This is a genomic window from Streptococcus sp. CF4-3 (assembly GCF_024295385.1).
Classification (GTDB): Bacteria; Bacillota; Bacilli; order Lactobacillales; family Streptococcaceae; genus Streptococcus; species Streptococcus infantis_I.
Genome location: NZ_JANCPN010000004.1, coordinates 1 through 22,676, shown reverse-complemented (window position 1 = coordinate 22,676; position 22,676 = coordinate 1). Strand labels below are relative to the sequence as shown.

Annotated in this window: 20 protein-coding genes, 8 tRNA genes and 1 other annotated feature; of the genes, 4 read left to right on the top strand and 24 right to left on the bottom strand. The window is 40.4% G+C overall.

Features of this window, described 5'->3' with window-relative positions; all coding sequences use genetic code 11:
• Positions 1 to 159: 159 nt before the first annotated feature.
• Positions 160 to 384: a binding site (T-box leader), on the bottom strand.
• Between the two features lie 66 nt (positions 385 to 450).
• The 4 genes from NML75_RS04570 to NML75_RS04555 form a co-directional block, all read right to left on the bottom strand.
• Complete coding sequence (locus tag NML75_RS04570; protein ID WP_254730632.1) at positions 451 to 1,677, bottom strand: DegT/DnrJ/EryC1/StrS family aminotransferase; 1,227 nt, start codon at positions 1,675 to 1,677, stop codon at positions 451 to 453.
• Between the two features lie 38 nt (positions 1,678 to 1,715).
• Positions 1,716 to 2,408 carry a sugar transferase gene (locus NML75_RS04565; RefSeq protein WP_254730636.1) on the bottom strand — a complete coding sequence of 231 codons (693 nt, stop codon included), beginning with the start codon at positions 2,406 to 2,408 and terminating at the stop codon, positions 1,716 to 1,718.
• A gap of 106 nt (positions 2,409 to 2,514) precedes the next feature.
• Positions 2,515 to 4,257, bottom strand: a complete 1,743-nt coding sequence (locus tag NML75_RS04560) for an ABC transporter ATP-binding protein (protein ID WP_254730639.1) — start codon at positions 4,255 to 4,257, stop codon at positions 2,515 to 2,517.
• Positions 4,247 to 5,992: an ABC transporter ATP-binding protein gene (locus NML75_RS04555; protein ID WP_254804166.1), complete on the bottom strand. Its 1,746-nt coding sequence runs from the start codon at positions 5,990 to 5,992 to the stop codon at positions 4,247 to 4,249. The genes NML75_RS04560 and NML75_RS04555 overlap by 11 nt, the downstream gene beginning before the upstream one ends.
• Before the next feature lie 262 nt (positions 5,993 to 6,254).
• Between NML75_RS04555 and NML75_RS04550 the strand changes: the two genes are divergently transcribed.
• Together NML75_RS04550 and NML75_RS04545 are read left to right on the top strand one after the other, a co-directional pair.
• On the top strand, positions 6,255 to 7,082 hold the full coding sequence (locus tag NML75_RS04550; protein ID WP_254804165.1) for an exodeoxyribonuclease III: 828 nt from the start codon (positions 6,255 to 6,257) through the stop codon (positions 7,080 to 7,082).
• 11 nt (positions 7,083 to 7,093) lie between these two features.
• Positions 7,094 to 7,480 (top strand): bleomycin resistance protein, encoded by a 387-nt coding sequence (locus tag NML75_RS04545; protein ID WP_254804164.1) that lies wholly within the window; start codon positions 7,094 to 7,096, stop codon positions 7,478 to 7,480.
• 99 nt (positions 7,481 to 7,579) lie between these two features.
• Here the strand turns inward: NML75_RS04545 and NML75_RS04540 are convergent, their stop codons facing one another.
• From NML75_RS04540 to NML75_RS04510, 7 genes are all read right to left on the bottom strand, one after another.
• On the bottom strand, positions 7,580 to 8,488 hold the full coding sequence (locus tag NML75_RS04540; protein WP_254804163.1) for a type II restriction endonuclease: 909 nt from the start codon (positions 8,486 to 8,488) through the stop codon (positions 7,580 to 7,582).
• 2 nt (positions 8,489 to 8,490) lie between these two features.
• The gene (locus NML75_RS04535; protein ID WP_061863629.1) at positions 8,491 to 9,114 is read right to left on the bottom strand and encodes a hypothetical protein; all 624 of its coding nucleotides are present in this window, start codon (positions 9,112 to 9,114) and stop codon (positions 8,491 to 8,493) included.
• Positions 9,111 to 9,872: a DNA-methyltransferase gene (locus NML75_RS04530; RefSeq protein WP_254804162.1), complete on the bottom strand. Its 762-nt coding sequence runs from the start codon at positions 9,870 to 9,872 to the stop codon at positions 9,111 to 9,113. The genes NML75_RS04535 and NML75_RS04530 overlap by 4 nt, the downstream gene beginning before the upstream one ends.
• A 25-nt stretch (positions 9,873 to 9,897) precedes the next feature.
• Positions 9,898 to 10,752 carry a DNA adenine methylase gene (locus NML75_RS04525; protein ID WP_254804161.1) on the bottom strand — a complete coding sequence of 285 codons (855 nt, stop codon included), beginning with the start codon at positions 10,750 to 10,752 and terminating at the stop codon, positions 9,898 to 9,900.
• A 123-nt stretch (positions 10,753 to 10,875) separates the two neighbouring features.
• The gene (locus tag NML75_RS04520; protein WP_254804160.1) at positions 10,876 to 11,280 is read right to left on the bottom strand and encodes a PaaI family thioesterase; all 405 of its coding nucleotides are present in this window, start codon (positions 11,278 to 11,280) and stop codon (positions 10,876 to 10,878) included.
• 69 nt (positions 11,281 to 11,349) lie between these two features.
• Positions 11,350 to 12,831: a UDP-glucose--hexose-1-phosphate uridylyltransferase gene (locus NML75_RS04515; RefSeq protein ID WP_254804159.1), complete on the bottom strand. Its 1,482-nt coding sequence runs from the start codon at positions 12,829 to 12,831 to the stop codon at positions 11,350 to 11,352.
• Positions 12,832 to 12,849: 18 nt separating this feature from the next.
• Positions 12,850 to 14,028 carry a galactokinase gene (locus NML75_RS04510; RefSeq protein ID WP_004251504.1) on the bottom strand — a complete coding sequence of 393 codons (1,179 nt, stop codon included), beginning with the start codon at positions 14,026 to 14,028 and terminating at the stop codon, positions 12,850 to 12,852.
• A gap of 168 nt (positions 14,029 to 14,196) precedes the next feature.
• Between NML75_RS04510 and NML75_RS04505 the strand changes: the two genes are divergently transcribed.
• Positions 14,197 to 15,198, top strand: a complete 1,002-nt coding sequence (locus NML75_RS04505; RefSeq protein WP_254804158.1) for a LacI family DNA-binding transcriptional regulator — start codon at positions 14,197 to 14,199, stop codon at positions 15,196 to 15,198.
• Positions 15,199 to 15,419: 221 nt separating this feature from the next.
• Here the strand turns inward: NML75_RS04505 and NML75_RS04500 are convergent, their stop codons facing one another.
• A complete protein-coding gene (locus NML75_RS04500) occupies positions 15,420 to 16,457 on the bottom strand; it encodes a zinc-binding dehydrogenase (RefSeq protein ID WP_254804157.1) in 1,038 nt (345 codons plus the stop codon).
• Between the two features lie 79 nt (positions 16,458 to 16,536).
• Positions 16,537 to 17,430 carry a cation diffusion facilitator family transporter gene (locus NML75_RS04495; protein WP_225750049.1) on the bottom strand — a complete coding sequence of 298 codons (894 nt, stop codon included), beginning with the start codon at positions 17,428 to 17,430 and terminating at the stop codon, positions 16,537 to 16,539.
• 136 nt (positions 17,431 to 17,566) lie between these two features.
• Here NML75_RS04495 and NML75_RS04490 point away from each other — a divergent pair, with 136 nt between their 5' ends.
• Positions 17,567 to 18,118, top strand: a complete 552-nt coding sequence (locus tag NML75_RS04490; RefSeq protein ID WP_004251513.1) for a TetR/AcrR family transcriptional regulator — start codon at positions 17,567 to 17,569, stop codon at positions 18,116 to 18,118.
• Positions 18,119 to 18,263: 145 nt separating this feature from the next.
• Here the strand turns inward: NML75_RS04490 and NML75_RS04485 are convergent, their stop codons facing one another.
• The 11 genes from NML75_RS04485 to NML75_RS04435 all read right to left on the bottom strand — a co-directional run bounded on the left by NML75_RS04485 (position 18,264) and on the right by NML75_RS04435 (position 22,675).
• On the bottom strand, positions 18,264 to 19,784 hold the full coding sequence (locus NML75_RS04485; protein WP_254804156.1) for an ABC transporter permease/substrate-binding protein: 1,521 nt from the start codon (positions 19,782 to 19,784) through the stop codon (positions 18,264 to 18,266).
• Positions 19,777 to 20,505: an ABC transporter ATP-binding protein gene (locus NML75_RS04480; RefSeq protein ID WP_004251518.1), complete on the bottom strand. Its 729-nt coding sequence runs from the start codon at positions 20,503 to 20,505 to the stop codon at positions 19,777 to 19,779. The genes NML75_RS04485 and NML75_RS04480 overlap by 8 nt, the downstream gene beginning before the upstream one ends.
• 171 nt (positions 20,506 to 20,676) lie before the next feature.
• Complete coding sequence (locus tag NML75_RS04475) at positions 20,677 to 21,828, bottom strand: DUF4767 domain-containing protein (protein WP_254804155.1); 1,152 nt, start codon at positions 21,826 to 21,828, stop codon at positions 20,677 to 20,679.
• A gap of 129 nt (positions 21,829 to 21,957) precedes the next feature.
• Positions 21,958 to 22,045: transfer RNA gene (locus NML75_RS04470), tRNA-Ser, on the bottom strand.
• A gap of 6 nt (positions 22,046 to 22,051) precedes the next feature.
• Positions 22,052 to 22,125 (bottom strand) — tRNA-Ile (locus NML75_RS04465).
• 33 nt (positions 22,126 to 22,158) lie between these two features.
• Positions 22,159 to 22,229, bottom strand: a tRNA-Gly gene (locus tag NML75_RS04460).
• A 19-nt stretch (positions 22,230 to 22,248) separates the two neighbouring features.
• Positions 22,249 to 22,321 (bottom strand) — tRNA-Phe (locus tag NML75_RS04455).
• Between the two features lie 5 nt (positions 22,322 to 22,326).
• A tRNA-Met gene (locus NML75_RS04450) sits at positions 22,327 to 22,400 on the bottom strand.
• 14 nt (positions 22,401 to 22,414) lie between these two features.
• Positions 22,415 to 22,504: transfer RNA gene (locus NML75_RS04445), tRNA-Ser, on the bottom strand.
• 10 nt (positions 22,505 to 22,514) lie between these two features.
• Positions 22,515 to 22,588, bottom strand: a tRNA-Ile gene (locus NML75_RS04440).
• A gap of 13 nt (positions 22,589 to 22,601) precedes the next feature.
• Positions 22,602 to 22,675, bottom strand: a tRNA-Met gene (locus NML75_RS04435).
• Position 22,676 lies beyond the last annotated feature (1 nt).

Sequence of the window (22,676 nt, the reverse complement as noted above, 5' to 3'; positions counted from 1 at the left end):
AAATTTTCCTCCTTCTGTATGAATCCGGCTTTTTGTTTGCTTTTAGTAGTAGGCAAGGAGCTGTAGATAGAACTCAAGTTCATCAAAGCGACTTAACACCCTAATAAAAGATAAACAAAATGACGGATAAAAAAAGCCCACACACGGATTTTTCTTCCATGTGAGGGCGTTTGTAACGCGGTACCACCTCAATTGTAAAGAGGATATCCCCTTTACATCTCTGCCTTGTCTAACAACAAGTTGCACTATAAGGTGTGCCTACCGAATTTTCATTGTTTCAAATTCACTTTTAAAATCAGCCCAATTTCACTAGTTTCAACCACCTGTTCACAGTAACCACAGGCTCCCTAAAGATTAAAAATATCTACTTTTCTGATTTGTTGAGTTAATTATATGTTATTGTTTTTTCTTTGTCAACCGTTTTCACTAATTTTTTACTAATTTTTTTAATTATTTTTGTGAAGCGACTAGAACTTCTTCAGAAACTCTGACAAAAGTCTCAATGATATAATCTACTTCTTCATCCGTTAATTTGGTGTGAAGCGGTAGTGTAATCTCATTTTCAAAGAAGGCATAAGCTCGTGGATAATCTGCCATATCAAAGCCAAGATTTTTATAGGCTGTCAAAAGTGGAAGCGGTTTGTAGTGAACGTTACTTGCGATTCCAGCTTTAGCCAATTCTTGGATGATTTGATTGCGTTGTTCGAGACTAGCACCTTCTACATGGGTAACGTAAAGGTGACGGCAAGATTCAACAGTATCTGTCTCATGCGCCAATGGGTGAATACGAGTTCCTGCAAATCCACGGTCATAGCGATCTACGATGTCCTTACGACGTTGTAGCAAGCCAGGATAACGATCCAATTGTACCAAACCAATTGAAGCCATGATATCCGTCATGTTGCACTTGTAGGCAGGAGTTACGATATCGTATTCCCATGAACCTAGTTGCATCTTAGCTAGCGCATCTTTTGTTTGACCATGAAGAGATAGGATTTGGAATTCCTTGTACATTTCTTCATCATCAATAGCTGGATTAGCTTTCCAAGTAGCACTTCCTCCTTCAGCAGTTGTGAAGTTCTTAACTGCGTGGAAAGAGAAGGACGTAAAGTCTGCAATGGAACCAGCTGGTTGCCCCTTGTAGGTTGAACCCAAAGCATGGGCGCTATCTGAGACAACAACGATACGGTTAAAGACTTTTTGCCACTTACTAGTAGCTGTAAAGAGGTCACGTTTCTTCTCAAGAACTTGGAACAAACGGTCATAGTCACAGATAATCCCTGCAAGTTCAACTGGGATGATAACCTTTGTCTTCTCAGTAATCGCTTGCTCAAGCTTGTCATAGTCCATTTCAAAGGTATCACCTTGGATATCAACCATAACTGGTGTAGCACCTACGTGAGTGATAACGCTACATGATGCTGTATAAGTCATAGCCGGAACGATAACTTCATCGCCAGGACCCACTTCAAGCACGCGCAAAATCAATTCAAGAGCTGCTGTTGCAGAGTTGAGGCAGACTGTCTTAGGTGTCTGAGTATAGACGGAAAGACGACGCTCCAATTCTTTTGTCTTAGGTCCTGTTGTAATCCAACCAGAACGAAGGGTATCTGCTACTTCAGCAATTTCAGCTTCGGTAATATCAGGTGGTGAAAATGGAATATTATACTTTGTCATTGTTTTACTCCTTTGATTGGTTTCAATCTTGCGACTACTTATTTTAAAACTTCAAATACAGTCTGGAACATGATCTTAATATCCCCGAAGAAATTAAAATCACGTAGGTAGGCTAGATTATAGTGCATCTTTTCTGGCAGGACTCTCTCAACATAAGCCTGGTCAACCGTCATACCTTTTGCAGTCATTTGACTGATAATGGCATCCTCGTCCTTGTAGTTAATGCTGGCAAGGGATGTGATCCCTGCTGGCAAGAGTAAGGTAGCCATCATTTCTGGGCTGTACTGCTCTGTGTAGCGTGGCACTTCTGGACGAGTTCCCACAAAGGACATCTCCCCTTTGAGGACATTGACCAATTGTGGAAGTTCATCCAAACGAACCCGGCGAATAAAATTTCCAACCTTGGTGATGCGGCTATCATTTGCAGAAGTTACTAGACTTCCTTTCTTGTCCGCATCGGTTACCATGGTCCGGAATTTCCAAATCTTGAAATGTCGGTTGTACTGGGTTACCCGCACCTGCTTGTAAATGACTGGACCCTTACTATCTAGTTTGATCCAAATGCTTAGAATCAGAAATACGGGTGAGGTCAAGATTAACAAGATCAAGGCTAGAAACAAATCTAGACAGCGCTTGAGAATCAGAGAGCCTTTTCTTTTAGAAACAAGCTGGTAGTATGGTTTTACCTCACTCAATTGTATTTCTTGAGGTAGTTCATCCCATTTCAGCATGCACATTCTCCTCTGCTTTTAATATGTAATCTTTATTAACATTCTACATTATACCACAAAATAAAAGAGGTAGTGCAAGAAATATGTATTTTAAAGGAATTCTTCCCTAGGAAAGGGCACCTGCCTGCAAACTATACATCTTGTGATAGGTTCCACCCAAGGCCAAAAGTTCCTCATGGGTTCCACTCTCAATAATACGTCCCTTATCAAGGACATAGATACAGTTGGCATCTTGGATAGTAGAGAGACGATGGGCAATGGCAATGGTGGTTCGACCCTGTCTCATCTTGGCTAGGGAATTTTGGACCAAGGCTTCTGTTTCAGAGTCGATATTGGCTGTCGCTTCATCCAAAATCAGAATTTTCGGTTGACTGGCAACGGTTCTAGCAAAGGCAAGAAGCTGACGTTGACCAGTAGAGAAACTTGAACCACGCTCAGACACAGGGGCATCATAGCCTAATGGAAGATCCCGAATGAAAGAATCTGCATCCACAAACTCTGCTGCTGCCTTAACCTGGTCATCGCTGATATCTTGGTACATGGCGATATTGGACTTGATGGTCCCATGATAGAGGAAAGGTTCCTGTAGGACCAGACCGATATTTTTTCTCAACTCCTCTTGACTATACTTACGAATATCCACACCATCAAGTAAAACCCGACCAGACTGGAATTCATAAAAGCGCATAAGAACATTGATGATAGAGGATTTCCCAGAGCCAGTATGTCCGACAAAGGCGATGGTTTCACCTTTATTGACTGTAAAGGAAATATCATCGAGAATCTGGTGCTTCCCATCATAGGAGAAGGACACATGTTCAAAACGGATATTTCCTTCTTTAATCTCGGATTGTCCATCTTCTTGGGCCGGTTCATAGTTAGTCTCATCGATAAGTGCAAAGACACGACCTGCTGACACCATGGATGTTTGAAGGGTAGAAAAGTTTTGTGTTACCTCGATGAGGGGATCAAAGAGGCGATTGATGTACTGGATAAAAGCATACATGGTTCCTGCCGTTATTCCTAGATAGAGACCACGATAGCCATAGTAAGCCATCAAAACTGCATATCCCAACAGCTTCAACAAACTCATAGCTGGACGTAAAAAGAGGGAGTCCAAGGCTACTGAACGGTTAGCGTAGACTAGGTGTTCCTGGTTTATCTCATCAAACTCTTCTTGCAGGCGTTTTTCTTGGTTAAAGGCTTGAATGACGCGAATTCCTTCGATATTTTCTGCCAGCTTACTGTTGATATCTGACAAGAGACTTCTGGTTTTTTCGATAACCTTAACCGATTTTTTACGGTAGAGATTGACCAAAAGGAAAATCAAGGGTAGAAAGAGCAATACTAAAGCTGTCAGACGATAATCCAAAATAAGCATGGTATAAAGGGTTGTCACAAAGATAAAGACTGCTGAGATAAAACTGGATAAGATTCCTGAAAACATATCGCTAATAGTCTCAGTGTCATTGGTCAAACGAGAAACGATGGAACCTGCAGGTGTTTTATCAAAATAAGACATGCCTAGCTTCTCCATATTAGCAAAGGCATCACGTCGGATATCTCTAACGATACTGTAGGACACTCGCGCAAAGAGGATGTTCCCTACATATTGGACAATGGTTTGAAGAATAAAAAGACCATAGTAAACTAGCAGAACTGTAACGGCAAGCTGGTTGAGATTGTTTAGATACTGATCGATAAAGTGCGAAGCTACCAAGGGGATGATACTCTTGATAACAGTCGTCGTAAGGAGAAAGGCTAAGGCTAAAAAGGTTAGGAGACCATAGGGCTTGAGATAGGACAACAAGCGTTTCAATACAGCCCATTGTTCTTGTTTATTGCGCATCTTCTTCTCCTTTCATTTCTAACTGTTGAGACTGGTAGGTTTGGGCATACCAACCATCCAAGGCGAGTAAGTCTTCATGTGTGCCTCGTTCAATGATTCGACCATTCTGCATGACCAAAATCAAATCTGCATGAACAACTGCACTGAGACGATGGGCAGTGATGATGGTCGTTTTATCTTTGCGAGTTTCCTTGAGATTATCGATAATAGCGAACTCTGTCTTGGCATCCACAGCTGACAAGGAATCATCTAAAATCAAGATATCAGGATTTAAAATCATAGCTCGACTCATAGCAAGACGTTGCTTTTGTCCACCAGATAGACTGACACCTTTTTCCCCGATAACTGTATCAAATCCCTCAGGCATGGCTTTAATGTCTTGATAGACTTGAGCCAACTGAGTTGCTTGCTCTACTGCTGAGAAAGGTAGGTCGGGATTTCCAAAACAAATATTCTCTAAGATAGAGCTAGCAAAGAGAAATTGGTCCTGTGGGACGTATCCCATCAAACTTCGTAAGTCAGCTAGTCGATAGTCACGAATGTCATGACCATTTAGATAAATAGCTCCTTGGTCAACGTCATACTCACGTAGGAGCAATTTAATCAAAGCTGTTTTCCCTGAACCAGTCTGTCCAACCAAGCCCAAGGTTTGCCCTTTTTCAAGACTAAAATGTATATCTCTCAGCGTCTCTTCGTCTTCAAAGGCAAAACGATCAATGGCATAGTCCAAGCGTCCATTTTCAATCCCGTCAAGTGGAGATTCTGGTTCTTTGACAGGTGATTCTTGGGACAAAAGACTCTCAATTCGTTGATAAGAAACCTTCCCTCTTTGAGTAATATTAAAGAGAAAACCAATCGCCATCAAGGGCCAGACCAACATATCTAAGTAAGAGATAAAGGTGACAAGATTCCCAACGGTTACTTGTCCTGCTTGCACCATAAAGGCACCGACTAAGAGAGTTAAGGCATAGGAAGAACCAACAAAGAGTAGAACCATGGGGTCAAAGAGACTATCATATTTCATGGTTTGCAGATTCTTTTGGAAGGTCAAATCATTGACTTCCTGGAAAGATGCCAACTCATCGGATTGATAACCAAAGGACTTAGTTACCTTGATACCCGATACAGATTCTTGAACCTTATTATTGAGTTCAGAAAAGGCTGCTTGTGATTCTCCGAAAGCCTTATGGGTCTTTCTCCCCAGACGACTAGTCGCATAGGCCATAAATGGCAAAGGTAGAATGGCAACCAAGGTCATCTGCCAAGAAATGCTAAAGAGCATAGTTAGCAGAGTCACCAAGGCAGTGATAGAGGCATCTACCGCAGACATAACACCCCCACCTGCTAAACGAGTCAGGGCATTGATATCATTGGTGGCGTGAGCCATCAAATCCCCAGTTCGATAATTCTGATAAAAAGCGGGAGACATCTTTGTAAAATGCTCAAATAGTCTTGAACGCATAATTTGTCCAAGTCGGTAGGAGGTCCCTAGGATATACATGCGCCAAACATAACGCAGGTAGTACATCCCGAAAGCTGCCAGCAGGAGATAAAAGAGATGAAGCAGGAGCTCATCTTGTGTTAATCGTCCCGAAGTAATTGCATCGATCACACGCCCCATGACCATAGGTGGTATGAGGTTTAGTACAGAAACCAAAACCAAAGCTACAATTCCAACTAGGTAACGGCGTTTTTCTAATTTAAAAAACCACCAGAGTTTTTGGATAATGGACATAAAATTCCTTTCTAATGACAAATGGAAACCTGAGGCGACTGCCTCAGGTTTTTCCTATTCATAGGTGATGACACTAACTGAAACTTTGTCATATTCAGCGATAAAGATACTCAAAGGAGTAACATTTCATTTATTTTCAATCTTTTACATAAATCATTCTTTATTATATAGGAATGACCTTGATTTTTCAAACTATACGCTGGGGAATTGCTTCTTTTTCTGGTATAATATTGTCTATAATCTGAATGAAAAGGTAAACATTATGAAATTGATCTCATGGAATATTGATTCCCTAAACGCAGCATTGACGAGCGACTCTGCGCGTGCGAAATTATCACAAGACGTCCTCCAAACCTTGGTAGCCGAAGATGCCGATATTATCGCTATCCAAGAAACCAAGCTTTCAGCTACAGGGCCTACTAAAAAACACCTCGAGGTGTTAGAAGAACTCTTCCCTGGATATGAAAATACTTGGCGTTCCTCTCAAGAGCCTGCTCGTAAAGGCTATGCTGGAACCATGTTCCTCTATAAGAAAGAACTGACTCCAACTATCAGCTTCCCAGAAATCGGTGCTCCTTCTACTATGGACTCTGAAGGCCGTATCATTACCCTAGAATTTGATACATTTTTCGTGACTCAAGTATACACTCCTAATGCTGGAGATGGCCTCAAACGCTTGGAAGAACGTCAAGTCTGGGATGTCAAATATGCAGAGTACTTGGCTCAACTAGACAAGAAAAAACCTGTCCTAGCAACAGGAGACTACAACGTTGCCCACAAGGAAATTGACCTTGCCAACCCAGCCAGCAACCGCCGTTCACCAGGATTTACAGACGAAGAACGTGAAGGATTTACAAACCTTTTAGCCAAAGGATTTACAGATACCTTCCGCCATATCCATGGCGATGTGCCAGAACGCTATACTTGGTGGGCACAACGCAGCAAGACTTCAAAAATCAACAACACAGGCTGGAGAATCGACTACTGGCTCACAAGTAACCGTGTAGCAGACAAGGTTACCAAGTCAGACATGATTAACTCCGGTGCCCGTCAAGACCACACACCGATTGTCTTGGAGATTGATTTCTAAGGAGAAAACGAATGGACTATCAAGCTGTCATCCCTGAATTTGTCGTATCGGATATCGAGAAATCGCGTCACTTCTACTGCGACTTATTGGGATTCTCTGTCGAATACGAGCGTCCAGAAGAAAAATTCCTCTTTTTATCGCTTGAAGATTGCCAGCTAATGTTAGAGGAGGGACCAAAGGATGAATTAGCTGAACTGACCTACCCATTTGGTCGTGGTGTCAATATCTCCTTTGGCATCAAGGATGTCCCTAGACTCCATCAGAAAGTAATCGAGTCTAACTATCCTATTCATCGTCCTTTGACTAAAAGAGAATTTCGTGTTGGTGAACAATATATCTACCCTCATGAATTTGCAGTTCTAGACCCAGATGGCTATTTTTTAAGATTTAGTGAATAGAATAATAAATCATTAGAGTGGGAAAGTAATAAAAAAAGAGGCGTTTGCCTCTTTTTCTTATTTCTTTTGTCACTTACCTAATTTTAAAGTTCAACAAGTCTATTGTCGAAACAATTCAGATAAAAATCCTTCTCTCAACATTTCTAAGTTAAACACATTAGTGATATGACTAAATGCTTCTGCTAATGGTAAGTGTGCAGTTTTCCATCCTTGACCATCCGTAACCCATACAAATTCAACAGCATCATCTGATGTGACCACGAATTGACTAAGTTCAGTAAATTCACCAGCTACTGCTTTTAATTTACTTCCTCCTCCACCATAGTAATTTGTTTCAATCAGCCAAACCTTATGTTTTTCTCGGGAATAAACTGCAACATCAAATCTTCTCTCAGATTTATCAACAGGTACTTTAATTCCCCACTTATCCTTAATGAATTGGGCTGTAGCTTGAGATTTCCATTCCAATTTTTGTTCCTGAGAAATTTTTGCTACATGTCTCTCTAAAATCCCCTCCATGGTTGTTCCACTTCGGTTTTTTCGTGCATTGCTATCTAATCCAGTCTCTACTCCATAAACATAATCAACTAATGAACGATTAGCATGTTGTTGTAAAAAATTTAATAAACCAGATTGCTCGATAAATTTCAAGTAATCATCTATTCTACTAGTGTCTATCGTTTTGAAATCCAATTGCTCAAAAGACATATTATCATCATTGTCTATTGTAAGAATATCTAAAACTCTATCACGACTTGCGATTAAGCTAGGAATAGCTTTTAACAAATTAGGTTGTTTAGTGAATAAACGTAAAGCTTCGGAATAAATATCATCTTTACCAATTAAGTAGTTCAAAGTATTCAATTCTAATTCATACTTCTTTGTCTCACGGTCAACTTTATTCCAATTCACATAATACTCTGGAGTTCTATTGGTAATTGATAATGATTCTAAGAAAATCGTTAACCTTTCTTGTGGGGATTTTATTAAATAATTTTTAAAATTCATAATTAATTTTCCTCTTGTTTAGGTAATGGTAAGCCAATCGCATCTAATGGAATATAATTAAAATAATATTTACATCCAACACTAATAATATAATCTAAAGTATCTTTATAGCGTGGATTTTTAAACCAATCTTTATCTAATAGGTATGAATAACTGACCTCCTTATTTAAAGGAGAAAATAGTTTTTTATATTGTTTTAATTTAAAATCACATGTTTGCAACTTTTCGTCAACACTGCCACCTTGATTTTGTGTCTTTTTCTCAACTATATAAACTGTATTTTTACTAACTACAAAAATTGCTTCATCAGGTAACAATTGAGCGGATATAATTTTTGTATAATCAAATCCATCAATTTCATCAAAGTAGCGATAGAGACCAGTTTTTTGGAAAATCTGTCCAACTTCGTCTCCTAAAAATTTTATACTCCATCTAAAAGGTTTCGAACGCAATTTGGTTCCTTTGATGATTTTCGTTTTTCCTCCTTGTTCCGTCCTTCTAGTATCATAGTCAATATTCTCAATACTGTAGCCATCTTGACTAGCCAAAAATGTAGGGAAATCCGTTTGTATTTCAAAAGCTAAACCTGTTTTAGTGTTTGCTCCTCCAATGCCACCCTTTTTCATTGTGTATATTCCAACCTCTTCTTTGCAATTTTTAAATATTCTTTTTCAGCATCGATACCTATAAATCTTCTACCTAAGCGTTTAGCGACTACTCCTGTTGTTCCACTTCCTACAAACGGGTCTAAAATATAGTCACCTTCTTTAGTAGAAGCCAAAATTATACGTTCCAATAAATATTCTGGTTTTTGTGTTGGATGCTTGCCAGCCCATTTCTCAGCTTTTTTCGTCAAGGAGCCTGTCCATACATCTTTCATTTGCTTACCATCATTTAGCTCTTTCATCAAATCGTAATTGTAATAATGACGAGCTTTTTTATCATTTTTCCTTGCCCATAAAATAGTTTCGGTAGAATGAGTAAAATAACGACAGGATAAATTGGGTGCAGGGTTTGTTTTCTGCCAAGTAATATTATTTAGAATTTTAAAACCTTCTTGCTCTAATGCCATTCCAACTGAATAAATATTATGCAAACTCCCTGAAACCCATATAGTCCCATTAGGCTTTAAAACTTCTTTTGCTAATCGAATCCATTTACGGTTGAACTCGTGCTTTTCCTCAAATGAAGAAATCTTATCCCAATCTCCTTTATCAACGGAAACAACTTGTCCCCCAGAATTAGATATCCCACCATTACTTAAAAAATATGGTGGGTCAGCAAAGATCATATCCATACTCTCTGGTTTCATTTTTGATAATAATTTAAACGTATCTGCATGAACAAGAATCATTTTGTCTTTATTATAGTATGGTTTTGTCATTAAAACACCCCCATACTTATATTCGTTAATTTTCATAATTTGTGACTATAATTTCAGAAATTTTTCCTCGGCTCGAAGACTTAGCACCATTTGTTCGTGTAGCCTCTACATAATGGATATTAAAATCTTGATATAATTCCTCTACTAAATGACTCGATGAATTTGACAACATTACATAAGCGCCTGCATCACTTAGTCTCCTAAATGTATCTCTTAATCTAACTTGGTCCTCATAAGAAAAACCTTCATGAGTATACGATGTAAAAGCGCTTGTCTCAGATAATGGAATATAAGGAGGATCGAAATAGATAAAATCACCTTCTTGAACATCTAAGAGTGCATCCTCAAAATCACCTGTTCTAATCTCTATTTGATTTTTATTTAGATAATTTGAAATAGCAGATATCAACTCTTCATCAACAATTTTAGGATTTTTATAGCTACCGTATGGTACATTAAATTGATTTTTAGAATTCACTCGATATAAGCCATTAAAATCGACTCTTAGCATATATAGAATTCGAGCAGCTCTTTGGACATCGGACATATTGTTTATTCTATCATCACGATCAGCTGAGCGTAATTGTAAGTAATAATCTTTTGAATTATTTTCTTGATGATACTTCAATAAGTCAATTAACTCCTGAGGATTATCCTTAATTTGTTGATAACAGTTGATTAACTCGGCATTATAATCATTAATAACAGCTCTTTCCGGCGCTAAATCAAAAAATAATGCCCCTCCTCCGATAAAAGGTTCATAATAATCATTATACGTTTCAGGCATGAGTTCTTTTATGACAGGTAATAATTGTCGTTTACCGCCTGTCCATTTAGTGAATGGTTGTAGAATAACTTTTTTCGTTTGTTCAATATTCATACTTATTATTATACCACAGAAACATAACCATTAGCTTGGTATTTCACTGCTCTTATATATTTCTCTGGAACTTCTTTAACAATTTAAAATGAGTAGGATAATTTTTCCTACTCATTTTTTCTTTTATATCCTCACCTGTCTATCTTCAGACCGTTGTCCTGTGACAAACATGGTGAAGGTTGCCTTGCAGACATTTCGGCCATCTTGGTTGATGATATCAACATCGACGACACAAGTGGTGCGTCCTTGATGGACACATTCTCCTTTGATAGTGAGAACATCCCCTAGACTTCCAGCTTTCAGATAGTTGATGGAAGACTGGAGAGTCACCCCGTCTAATCCAAGTGAAATCACAACAAGACCACTGATTTGGTCACAAAGGGTAAATAGATAACCTCCATGGGCATTTCCATAGTAGTTGAGTGAAGAGTCCACTACTTTTGTCGTCACCACCACGTGACCGTCTCTCATTTTTTCAATTTCGTAGTTTTCAAAGGCAGATATAGCGTCAAAGTGAAAATCTTTCATACGTTCCTCCTGATATTTCAAACGACACTATGATACTACTTTTCAAGACTCTACGCAAGAGAGAAGCACTTATTCGGGCAAAATACCAACCTGCTCCACAAAGCGCATAAAGGCAGCTTGTCCTTCTTCTGTTTGCTTGTAAACTCCTGCATCTTCCAAAACTCGAGCAAAGATTTTTCCAACAGACTCTTGAACGATTTCAAGTGCTTGGTCTTTGTCAGTCAATCCAGGATGGGATTCTTTCAACTCATCTGCCCATTCTTGGTGATAATCTGCTACTGAAACATCCTCTCCGACTAGATAAGCTGCTACTTGCTCCACTTCTTCCTTCAAGCGTGGTGGCAAAATTGCCAAGCCCATGACCTCTATCAAGCCGATATTTTCCTTCTTGATATGTTGGACATCCTTGTGGGGATGATAGATACCATCTGGATGCTCGGGAGATGTTTGATTGTCCCGCAAGACCAAATCCAACTCGAACTGCCCATCTCGTTTACGGGCTATCGGTGTAATGGTATGGTGCGGTGTTCCATTGCTTTCCGCCAAGACCTGAACACTTGGATCAGAATACTGACGCCAAGCTAGCAAGATTTTATCCGCTAGTTCCGTCAAATCCTCTTTAGAATCCGAAGTTAGTCGAATGACAGACATAGGCCACTGGACAATCCCTGCTTTGATAGTTTCAAAACCTTCAAAGGTAAAGCTTTTCTGTAAAGGAGCCACTTCCATTGGGAAAACATGACGACCACCTTGATAATGATCATGGGTCAGGATGGAGCCACCCACGATTGGCAAATCAGCATTTGAGCCAGCAAAGTAGCCTGGGAATTGCTCCACAATTGCTAACAAACGTTCAAAACTTTGGCGACTAATGGCCATAGGACGATGCTTTCTATCTAGGAAAATACAGTGCTCATTAAAGTAAGCGTAAGGCGAATACTGGAAGCCCCACTCCTGCCCAGAAATATCAAAACGAATAATCCGGTGATTGCTTCTAGCTGGATGATTGACACGACCATGGTAGCCTTCATTCTCCATACAGAGCTGACATTGAGGATAGTTGCTCGACTTGACCAACTTAGCTGCCGCTATCTCTTTTGGATCCTTTTCAGGCTTAGAGAGATTGATGGTAATCTCAAGTTCACCGTAGTCAGATGGTACACGATAAGCAATATTCTTTGCGATAGCGTTCAGTTTGATGTAGTCATTCTTCTGACTGAGTTGGTAGAAATCTGCAATTGCCTGCTCTGGTGACTGGGCATAGGTATCCCAAAAGTCACGATTAACCTGACTTGGACAAGGCGTTACCAAGTCCATGAGGTCAGCACCGAGAATCTCACGCGCAGCCTGACTATCTTCAATCGTTTCCAATCGAACGGCTTCATCGATAAGCTGATCTTTGAGGTCAATCAAGTTATCCTGGTCAGTCTCAACTTCAAGAACTCCATCTCCTACCAGTGCCAAGACGCGATTAGTCAGATAGATCCGATCCAACTCTTCAAAGCTACTTTCTGCAATGACTTTGGTCACAAAATTTTCTACTAAGGTCACTAGAAAACCTCCTTCTGACTATTCAAGAATGCGAGTTCCACCTGCCACTTCAGCGATATAGAAACTTGGAGCGTAACCAACGATTTCTTCGTAGTGCTTGCCTACAGCTTCTTTAAAGGACTCAACAGCATCCTTTTGAACCAAGGCAATTGCACAACCACCAAAACCTGCTCCTGTCATACGAGCACCGAGAACACCTTCTTGAGCCCAAGCTGTATGAACAAGGGTATCTAATTCCAAGCCAGTTACTTCGTAGTCATGCTCCAGTGAAACATGAGATGCATTCATCAAACGACCAAACTTGTCTAAATCTCCTGCTTGAAGAGCCGCTTGTGCTTTAAGGGTACGTTGATTCTCAAGAACGGCATGGCGCGCACGTTTCAAGCGATTTTCGTCTTTGATGAGGTAGCTATATTCATCAAAAGCCCATTCATCCAATTCACCCAAGGTTTGAATATTTAAGGCCACTTGGAGTTCTTCTACTGCTTTTTCACATTCAGCACGACGTTCATTGTACTTAGAATCCGCAAGTTCACGGCGTTTGTTAGTGTTCATGATAACAACAACATTGTCCTTCAAATCAAGGGGGACCAAGTCATATTCTAAACTATTTGTATCCAGATAAATAGCACGTTGGTCTGCCCCCATACCGATAGCAAATTGGTCCATGATACCAGAGTTAACCCCAATAAAGTTGTTCTCTGTCAATTTCCCGATTTTTACTAAATCTAGACGATCCAATTTTAGGTCAAAGAGGTATTCTGCCACGACACCTGTCAATAGCTCCAAAGAAGCTGAAGATGACAAACCAGCACCATTTGGGATATTCCCATAGACATAGAAATCAAATCCTTTATCAATCACATGTCCAGCTTCTTGCAAGAAATGAAGGACACCTTTTGGATAGTTGGTCCAGTTGTGCTCTTTCTCAAACTTAAGGTCAGCCAGAGGAACTTCGATAATGCCTTTGTCCTCAAAGTTTGCTGAGTAGAAACGCAAAACTTGGTCATCACGCTTGCGTGCAGCTCCGTAAGTTCCTAATGAAATAGCCGCTGGGAAAACATGCCCACCGTTGTAGTCAGTATGTTCCCCAATCAAGTTGATACGGCCTGGTGAGAAGAAGGTTTGATCTGCTTCTTGACCAAAAACAGCAAGAAAGTCCTTGCGAAGTGCATCAGCAGTAAGATGTTGTGTCATATGAATTCTCCTTTGACAATTTGTTAGGTAAAAAAGTTTACCTTGTAATCGTTTTCTTCTATTGTACCCAAGGGTTTTGCTTTGGTCAACATTTTTACCGATATTTTACTAAACTATGAGTAAAAAGATAGAAAAATATGATATAATAACCTAAAAAGGAGGGGAATTATGGCTACACTCAAAGATATTGCTCAGTTAGCCTCTGTCTCAATCGCAACTGTATCCCGTGTCCTCAATCGCGATCAGAGTCTATCTGTCACAGAAGAAACCCGACATCGTATTTTAACTGTCGCCGAAGAACTAGGTTATACCAAACATCTCAAAACAGGCGAAAGTCACAAACTGAAACAAAAGATTGCCATTATCCAGTGGGTCAGCGAACAAGGTGAGTTGGAAGACCTCTACTACTACCAGATTCGACTAGGAATCGAAAATAGGGCACAAGAATTAGATTACGAAATCTTACGCTATTTCAATGATCAACCTTTTACGCTTAGCGAAGAAGTCATTGGAATTCTTTGTATTGGAAAATTTAGCCAAGCACAGATTGCATCATTTGAAGAATATCAAAAACCTCTAGTTTTTCTAGATAGTGACACCATAGCCTTGGGACACACCTGTGTCATTACAGATTTTAATAATGCTGTTAGACAGGTAGTCGATTACTTTACAGACCACGGGATTAAGAAGATTGGTATCTTATCCGGTCTTGAAACGACTACTGACCAAGAAGAAGTCATCGCAGACAAACGCTTAGGTTACTTTAAATCCTATACACAAGAAAAAGGAATTTATAACGAGAAATTCATTTTCCAAGGACTATTTACTGCCCAATCTGGATACGACTTGATGAAAGAGGCTATCGAAAAATTAGGAGATAAACTTCCACAAGCCTTTTTTGCAGCTAGTGATAGTTTAGCAATCGGTGCCCTTCGCGCCCTTCAAGAAGCCGGCATCAGCATACCAGAGCGCGTCAGTATTATTTCCTTTAATGATACTATTCTAACCAAGCAAGTGTTCCCACCCCTTTCCAGTATCTCAGTCTACACCGAAGAAATGGGACGTACAGGAATGGATATTTTAAACAGAGAAGTTCTTCATGGGCGTAAAATTCCAAGCCTCACCATGCTTGGAACCAAATTGACGTTAAGAGAAAGCACCTTGCATTAAGCACAACACTTGAACATAAAAAAACCTAATAGAGATTCTCAAATCCTATTAGGTTTTTCTTTTTATACTCAATGAAAACCAAAGAGCAAACTAGGAAGCTAGCCGCAGGTTGCTCAAAGCACTGCTTTGAGGTTGTGGATAAGACTGACGAAGTCAGCTCAAAACACTGTTTTGAGGTTGCAGATAGAGCTGACGTGGTTTGAAGAGATTTTCGAAGAGTATTAATCCATCACAATCATAGACTTAATAGTCTTGCGTTCATCCATAGCCTTGTAAGCTTGGTCGATATCTTCCAATTTATAACTTGTGGTAAAGACACGACCTGGATTGATATCACCATCAAGAACAGCTTTGAGCAAGAATTGCTTATCGTATGTTGTTGCAGAAGCCGCTCCACCTGCAACAGATATATTTTGCATAAATGTTGAACCAAGAGCACGATTCTTATAATGTGGAACTCCTACAAATCCCATGCGACCGCCATTATAAAGGACACCCAGTGCTTGCTCAACAGCCGCCTCAGTACCAACACACTCAAGTGCTGCATCTGCTCCACCGCCAAGAATTTCACGCACCTTGGCAATTCCTTCTTCTCCTCGCTCAGCTACAACAGTTGTCGCTCCTGACTCCAAGGCCATTTGTTGTCGATCTTCGTGACGACTCATAAGGATAATTTGTGAAGCTCCACGCATCTTAGCTGCGATGACAGCACATTGGCCAACAGCCCCATCCCCAATAACGACAACCTTGTCGCCTTTTTGAACATTAGCCACACGCGCTGCATGATAGCCAGTCGGCATGACATCAGCCAGAGTCAAGAGGGATTTAAGCATCCCTTCTGTATAATCGGACGGTTGTCCAGGGATTTTAACAAGTGCCCAATTGGCATAGTGGAAGCGGAGATATTCAGCTTGGAAATTCCCTCCTAGGTTATTTCCGATATGATTGTCACAGGAACCATCAAATCCAGCACGACAGGCATCACACTCCCCACAACCATGAGTAAATGGCACAATCACAAAATCACCGGGCTTGACCGTTGTAATAGCTTCTCCAGTTTCTTCAACGATTCCGATCGCTTCGTGTCCACTATTTTTATGTCCCGCTTTAATATCTGGATTTCGGTAACTCCATAGGTCTGAACCACATACGCAAGCACGAACCACACGGATAATCACATCATCCGCTTCTTGAATGCTTGGACGTTTAACCTCTTCAATACCAACCTGACCTGCTTTTTTATAGACTGCTGATTTCATAAACATTTACCTCTCTGTATCTAACTTATTTCAAGTATACACTTTTTATGAAGCTTTCGCTCACTTATACTACGCCTCATCAATGATGATCGAGATCATGGTTTGCTTCTAGCTCTGCCATATTACGCTTATGGACCTGGTGGCTTGCTAAGTCTGCATCCACTTCAATGGTAATATTTTGAAAACCACAATCTTTGAGTATGTCTCGAATGGATTCTTTACAAACTTCCATATGCTTGACATGCTCGAGACAAACATGGATAATGGCATTTTTCTCCAAACCATCCATAGTCCAGAGATTGAGCTGATTGACACTAGCAACATAGTCCAATTGCTCTAAGCGACTCTTGACTTGCTTGATATCTACTCCTTCTGGCACAGCATCCAAGAAAATCTTGAGAGTAGACCAAAAACGTGGAATGGCTTTTGATAGAATAAAGAAAGAAATGACAAGAGATAAGAGCGGATCCAAAATATACCAGTCTGTAAATCGGAGAATAATTGCCATCAGGATAACAGCCAGCCAGCCCAGAGTATCTTCTAGAAAATGCAGGCTAAGAATAGATTCATTCTTTGTTTTTCCTTTACGAACCACTAAACTTGCTAACACATTTATAGTAACCGCAATGATTCCAAGCCAGAGGATGCCCTTATCATTAACAGGTTGTGGATGAAACATTTTTGTGATATTTTCCAAAATGACAAGTACAGATCCTGTCATAAGAATCACAGCCGTTATCAAAGCTCCTAGGAGGCTAAATCGTTTGTAGCCCAAAGTGTAATGACTATCCTCTTCACGATTGGAGATTGTTTCTAGAAAGGCTGATAGCCCAATTGCGATTGCATCTCCCAAGTCATGAACAGAGTCAGCAAGAACAGCACTCGAACCAAATACTCCACCTGCGATAAATTCAACAATGGCAAAGCTTAGATTTAAGAAAAAAGCCAGCCAAACAGCACGATTTGTTGTCATTTTTTTATTCTCCTTTGGTATAATAGTAGTAGTATAATTATTATCTTTACTAGTATTATATCTCATTCCAAAAAGAAAGGATAGGGGCTAACTGTTCGCTATGTACGTTACTGAACAGTTTGTTCAAATTGTTCATATGAGTACTCAAGATCGTCGCATTACCAAGACTCGAAAAGCCATCTATGCTGCTTTTTTGCAATTACTAAATCAAAAAAACTTTGAAACAATCACCGTTCAGGAGATAATAGACCTAGCAGATGTTGGTCGTTCCACCTTTTATAGCCATTATGAAAGTAAAGAATTACTCCTAGACCAGCTTTGCCTCTATCTCTTTCACCACCTTTTTGAACGCGAGGAAAATATTAGCATCGAAGCATATTTGACACATATTTTTTTGCATTTTAAGAAAAATCAAGACCACGTGACCAGTCTTCTTTTCTCAAAAAATGACTACTTCCTCCGTCAATTACAGAAAGAACTGGAACACCATGTTTATCCTATGGTAGCAGAGGACTTGCAAGTTTCCTATCCTAACATTCCCGCTTCCTACCTCAAGCATTTTGTAGTAATTAACTTTATCGAGACATTGACCTGGTGGCTGAAAAAGGGGAAATCTTATAAAGAAGACCAAGTAGTGAGATTTTACTTAGACGTCATGGAAATGAAGACTGAAAAAAAACTACTCTAGTTCTTACACTTTTAATTCTATTAGATTAGCTAATTGTATTTATTTCTTGACTTAAACTTACACAAAAACCCATCCTGCACAAAAGCAAGATGGGTTTATCATTCTAACTTATTTGAACAAGTTCGTAGCTAAAGCTAACTAGAGTTTACTTCTTCAGCAATCCTTCCTGGACTAGAAAATCACGCGCCACTTCTTCAGCTGATTGGCCTTCCACACCAACCTGATAGTTCATCTGACTCATCTGGCTCTCGGTGATTTTACCAGCTAGTTTATTGAGTACTGCTTCCAACTCAGGATGTTTTTCGAGTAATTCAGCTTTCATGAGTGGAGCGCCTTGGTATGGAGGGAAGAGTTGTTTATCATCCTCCAAAACCACTAAATCATAGCGAGCAATTTCAGCATCTGTTGAGTAAGCATCTGTAATTTGAATGTCCCCTGACTGGATGGCTTGGTAGCGAAGAGCTGGCTCCATGGTTGCCACATTGAGATTCAATCCATAAACAGACTGCAAACCCTTGTTTCCATCCTCACGGTCATTAAACTCCAGAGTGAATCCCGCCTTGAGCTGTCCTTCTACTTTTTTCAAGTCTGAAATCGTCTTAAGCCCATATTCTTGCGCAATTTTTTTAGGAACTGCTATAGCATAAGTATTTTGATAAGCCATGGGTTTAAGAAAGGCTAGTTGATCCTGTTTGGCAATACCATCACGAGCCACCTCGTAAACCTTTTCCGGGTCATGCCCAATTTGTGGAGATGATTGGAGGAGACTCTCTGTCACTGTCCCAGAAAATTCTGGATAGATATCAATGTCCCCTTTTTTCAGCGCTTGGTAAAGAAAGTCTGTCTTCCCAAAATTGGGTTTAACCGTCACCGTCATATCCGTATTTTCCTCGATGAGAAGTTTATACATATTCATGAGAATCTCAGGTTCAGGTCCTAACTTCCCAGCAATGACGAGATTGTCTTTCTCATTATGTGGAATGATGCTTGGAACATAACTAACTCCCAAACCAAGGACCATGACAGCAAAGGTCGAAACAATCGTACGCAATTTTGCCTTTTCCAAGTATTTGAGAATGACATTAAAGAGAATGGCCAAGATGGCTGATGAGATTGCTCCGATTAAAATGAGACTAGCATTCCGACGATCAATTCCCAAAAGGATAAAGGAGCCCAATCCACCAGCTCCCACAAGAGCTGCTAGAGTCGCTGTCCCAATGATCATAACGGTCGCTGTTCGAACCCCCGATACAATGACAGGCATGGCAAGTGGAATTTCAAACTTCTTGAGTCGCTCCCACTTGGTCATCCCAAAAGCAATCCCTGCCTCCTCAAGACTAGGAACAATGCCATTCAGGGCTGTGATTGTATTTTCTAAAATCGGGAAAATAGCGTAAATGACAAGGGCTGTGAGTGCTGGTAAGGTTCCAATCCCCATGAAAGGAATAAAGAGCCCCAACAAAGCCATTGAAGGAATGGTCTGGAAGATACCTGCAACTTGTAGCACCCAGGTCGCTACTTTTTTGTGACCATTTAGATAAACCGCAAGTGGGATGGTCAGAAAAATAGCGACCAATAAGGTCAAAAGAGATAATTGTAGGTGTTGACCCAGAGCTGTTACCCATTCACTAAATCGCTCCTGAAAGATTGAAATGAAATTAGACATGAAGGACACCTCCAAACAAGTTTGCTACAAAGTCTGTCGCAGGTGCTTGTAAAATTGTTTCAGGGTCAGCGACCTGGCAAATCTCCCCATCCTGTAAAACAGCAATTCGATCGCCTAATTTTAAGGCCTCGTCCGTATCATGAGTCACGAAGATAGTGGTCATACCAAACTCTTTGTGCAATTTTTTTGTCAGAGCCTGCAACTGCTTGCGAGAAATGGCATCGAGAGCAGAGAAAGGCTCATCCATCAGTAAGATTTTTGGCTCCGCAATGATGGCCCGCACAATCCCAATCCGTTGTTGCTCCCCACCTGATAACTCACTAGGCATGCGCTCTGCATACTCTGCAGCAGGCAGACCCACCTTGTCCAAGAGTTCTTCTGTTTTAGTGGCTATTTGTTCCTTACTCCAGCCCTTCATCTCAGGAATCAGTGCAATATTTTCAGCAACCGTTAAATTTGGAAAAAGAGCAATGGCTTGAAGGACATAGCCGGTAGAAAGACGTAATTCCCGTTCATCATAGTCCTTGATCCGTTTTCCGTCCATATAGATATTGCCATCAGTCGGCTCCAAGAGACGGTTCACCATCTTGATCATGGTGGTCTTTCCAGATCCTGAAGGACCCACTAGCACCATGAATTCTCCATTTTCAATGCGGAGATTGACATCTTTTAAAATGTCCTTATCCGTGTAGCGCAAGGCTACATGTTTGTATTCAATCATATTCTTCCTCACCATCTCCTTAAAAGCTAAGATCCTTATCTCACTTTTTATAAGAGTGTAATCATTAATATAATATTGTAATGCTAGAAATTACATCTGTCAACAATTTTGACTTGAAATCATATATAAGAAAAAGAGTTTGGCTAAGGCCAAACTCTCCATTATGATTGATTATTCTTCTTCTACCAAACGTTTAAACTCTGCTTGGATCTCTGTATTTTCTGTCGGTTTTAAGTACATGATTCCACCATTTGTCGTTGGTGAATGAAAAACAATCGTTTCTCCTGTGTTAGTTATCGCAAAAAAGTAACTATGCACATCCGGGTACTTATCCCAATTGCTATAACGCTCTACAATTCGGTACTGAGCATTTCCTAGACCTGTATCCGTATACTCAGCATTCATTTTCTCACTTGGTCCATCATCCCTAAGTGTATAGAGGTGGTCAGCCCCCACATCTCCTCCTGAGATTCCCTTTTGGTAATTGGGTTGTCCTAGTCTTTCTCCCCACCCTTTTATGAAGGCTTCTAATTTAGCAGACTTGCTAGCATTCCAAGGAGCTTTTTGTTCTTCACTCGAAATAGTCTTGCTGCTAGTAGAGCTTTCAAATTTCTTCCAATCTAGTTGCTTGAAGTTCATTAATTCGGCTTCTGTCTTACCAAAGTCAGAGTGCAAACTTTTATTCCCAGGAACTCGAATATCCTGTTCTTGTAGTTTACTTGCAGCTTGCTGGTTTAAATTCAGATGATAGAGTACTCCTCTACCTTCTCCTGTTCCAGAGGACCAACTTAATTCCAGGATATCGCCACCCTTATAGATATTCATAGAATTTCTGGCACCACCATGGCCGGCTAAAAAACCTTCTGCTAAAAGAACCGGTTTCTCATTTACAAGATAATAAAGACCCGAAATAAAATAATCACCATTAGATTGCTCAACGCCTACTAATAATTCCTCTACACCATCTTGATTAAGATCCGCATAGGTATAACGCATCTTATCTGATTGAAAAACTGCATTTTCAACAGACCAACTATTGATAGGGCGTTCAGTGCCTTGTAAACTCTTATAGAGACCAGAGATTGCATTTACATCCTTCGGTGTAGAAAGTATTTTTTGGTAATTATCAAAAACTGGCTTGTAAAATTCTTTAAAATTTTTCTTAGACTCTACGGAAGTTTGTTCATTAGTATTTGATTGACTAACAGTTGTTGATAGACTAAGCCCCTGATTAGAATTTTCGGAACTATGATTACTACAGCCAAACATAAAAAGACTCATAAATAGAACTAGCAAAACGCCTAAAATACCCTTTTCTTCCATAACAAACTCCTTTATAGTTATTTAATTATTGTAGTGACTTCACTTACATTATATCAAATGTTTAAGAGTTATAAAAAGAATAATATAAGACTAAGGCAATAAAAAAAGAGCTATAAAGCTCTTTAATTACGGAGAATAAGGGATTCGAACCCTTGCGCCAGTTACCCGACCTAACGATTTAGCAAACCGTCCTCTTCAGCCTCTTGAGTAATTCTCCTATTAATGGGCACGAGTGGACTCGAACCACCGACCTCACGCTTATCAGGCGTGCGCTCTAACCACCTGAGCTACGCGCCCAAGTTAAAAACTTGGTACTTGAACAAAGTTCAAAGCGGGTGACGAGAATCGAACTCGCGACAACAGCTTGGAAGGCTGTAGTTTTACCACTAAACTACACCCGCATAGTATCATATTAAAAAATGGCGCGAGACGGAATCGAACCGCCGACACATGGAGCTTCAATCCATTGCTCTACCAACTGAGCTACCGAGCCTAATATTGCGGGAGCAGGATTTGAACCTACGACCTTCGGGTTATGAGCCCGACGAGCTACCGAGCTGCTCCATCCCGCGTTAATAATAAATAAAGGAGGATGTGGGATTCGAACCCACGCACGCTTTTACACGCCTGACGGTTTTCAAGACCGTTCCCTTCAGCCGGACTTGGGTAATCCTCCATCATTTCAATGGACCTTGTAGGACTTGAACCTACGACCACTCGGTTATGAGCCGAGAGCTCTAACCAGCTGAGCTAAAGGTCCAACAAGATCATTATAGCGGCGAAGGGGATCGAACCCCCGACCTCCCGGGTATGAACCGGACGCTCTAGCCAGCTGAGCTACACCGCCA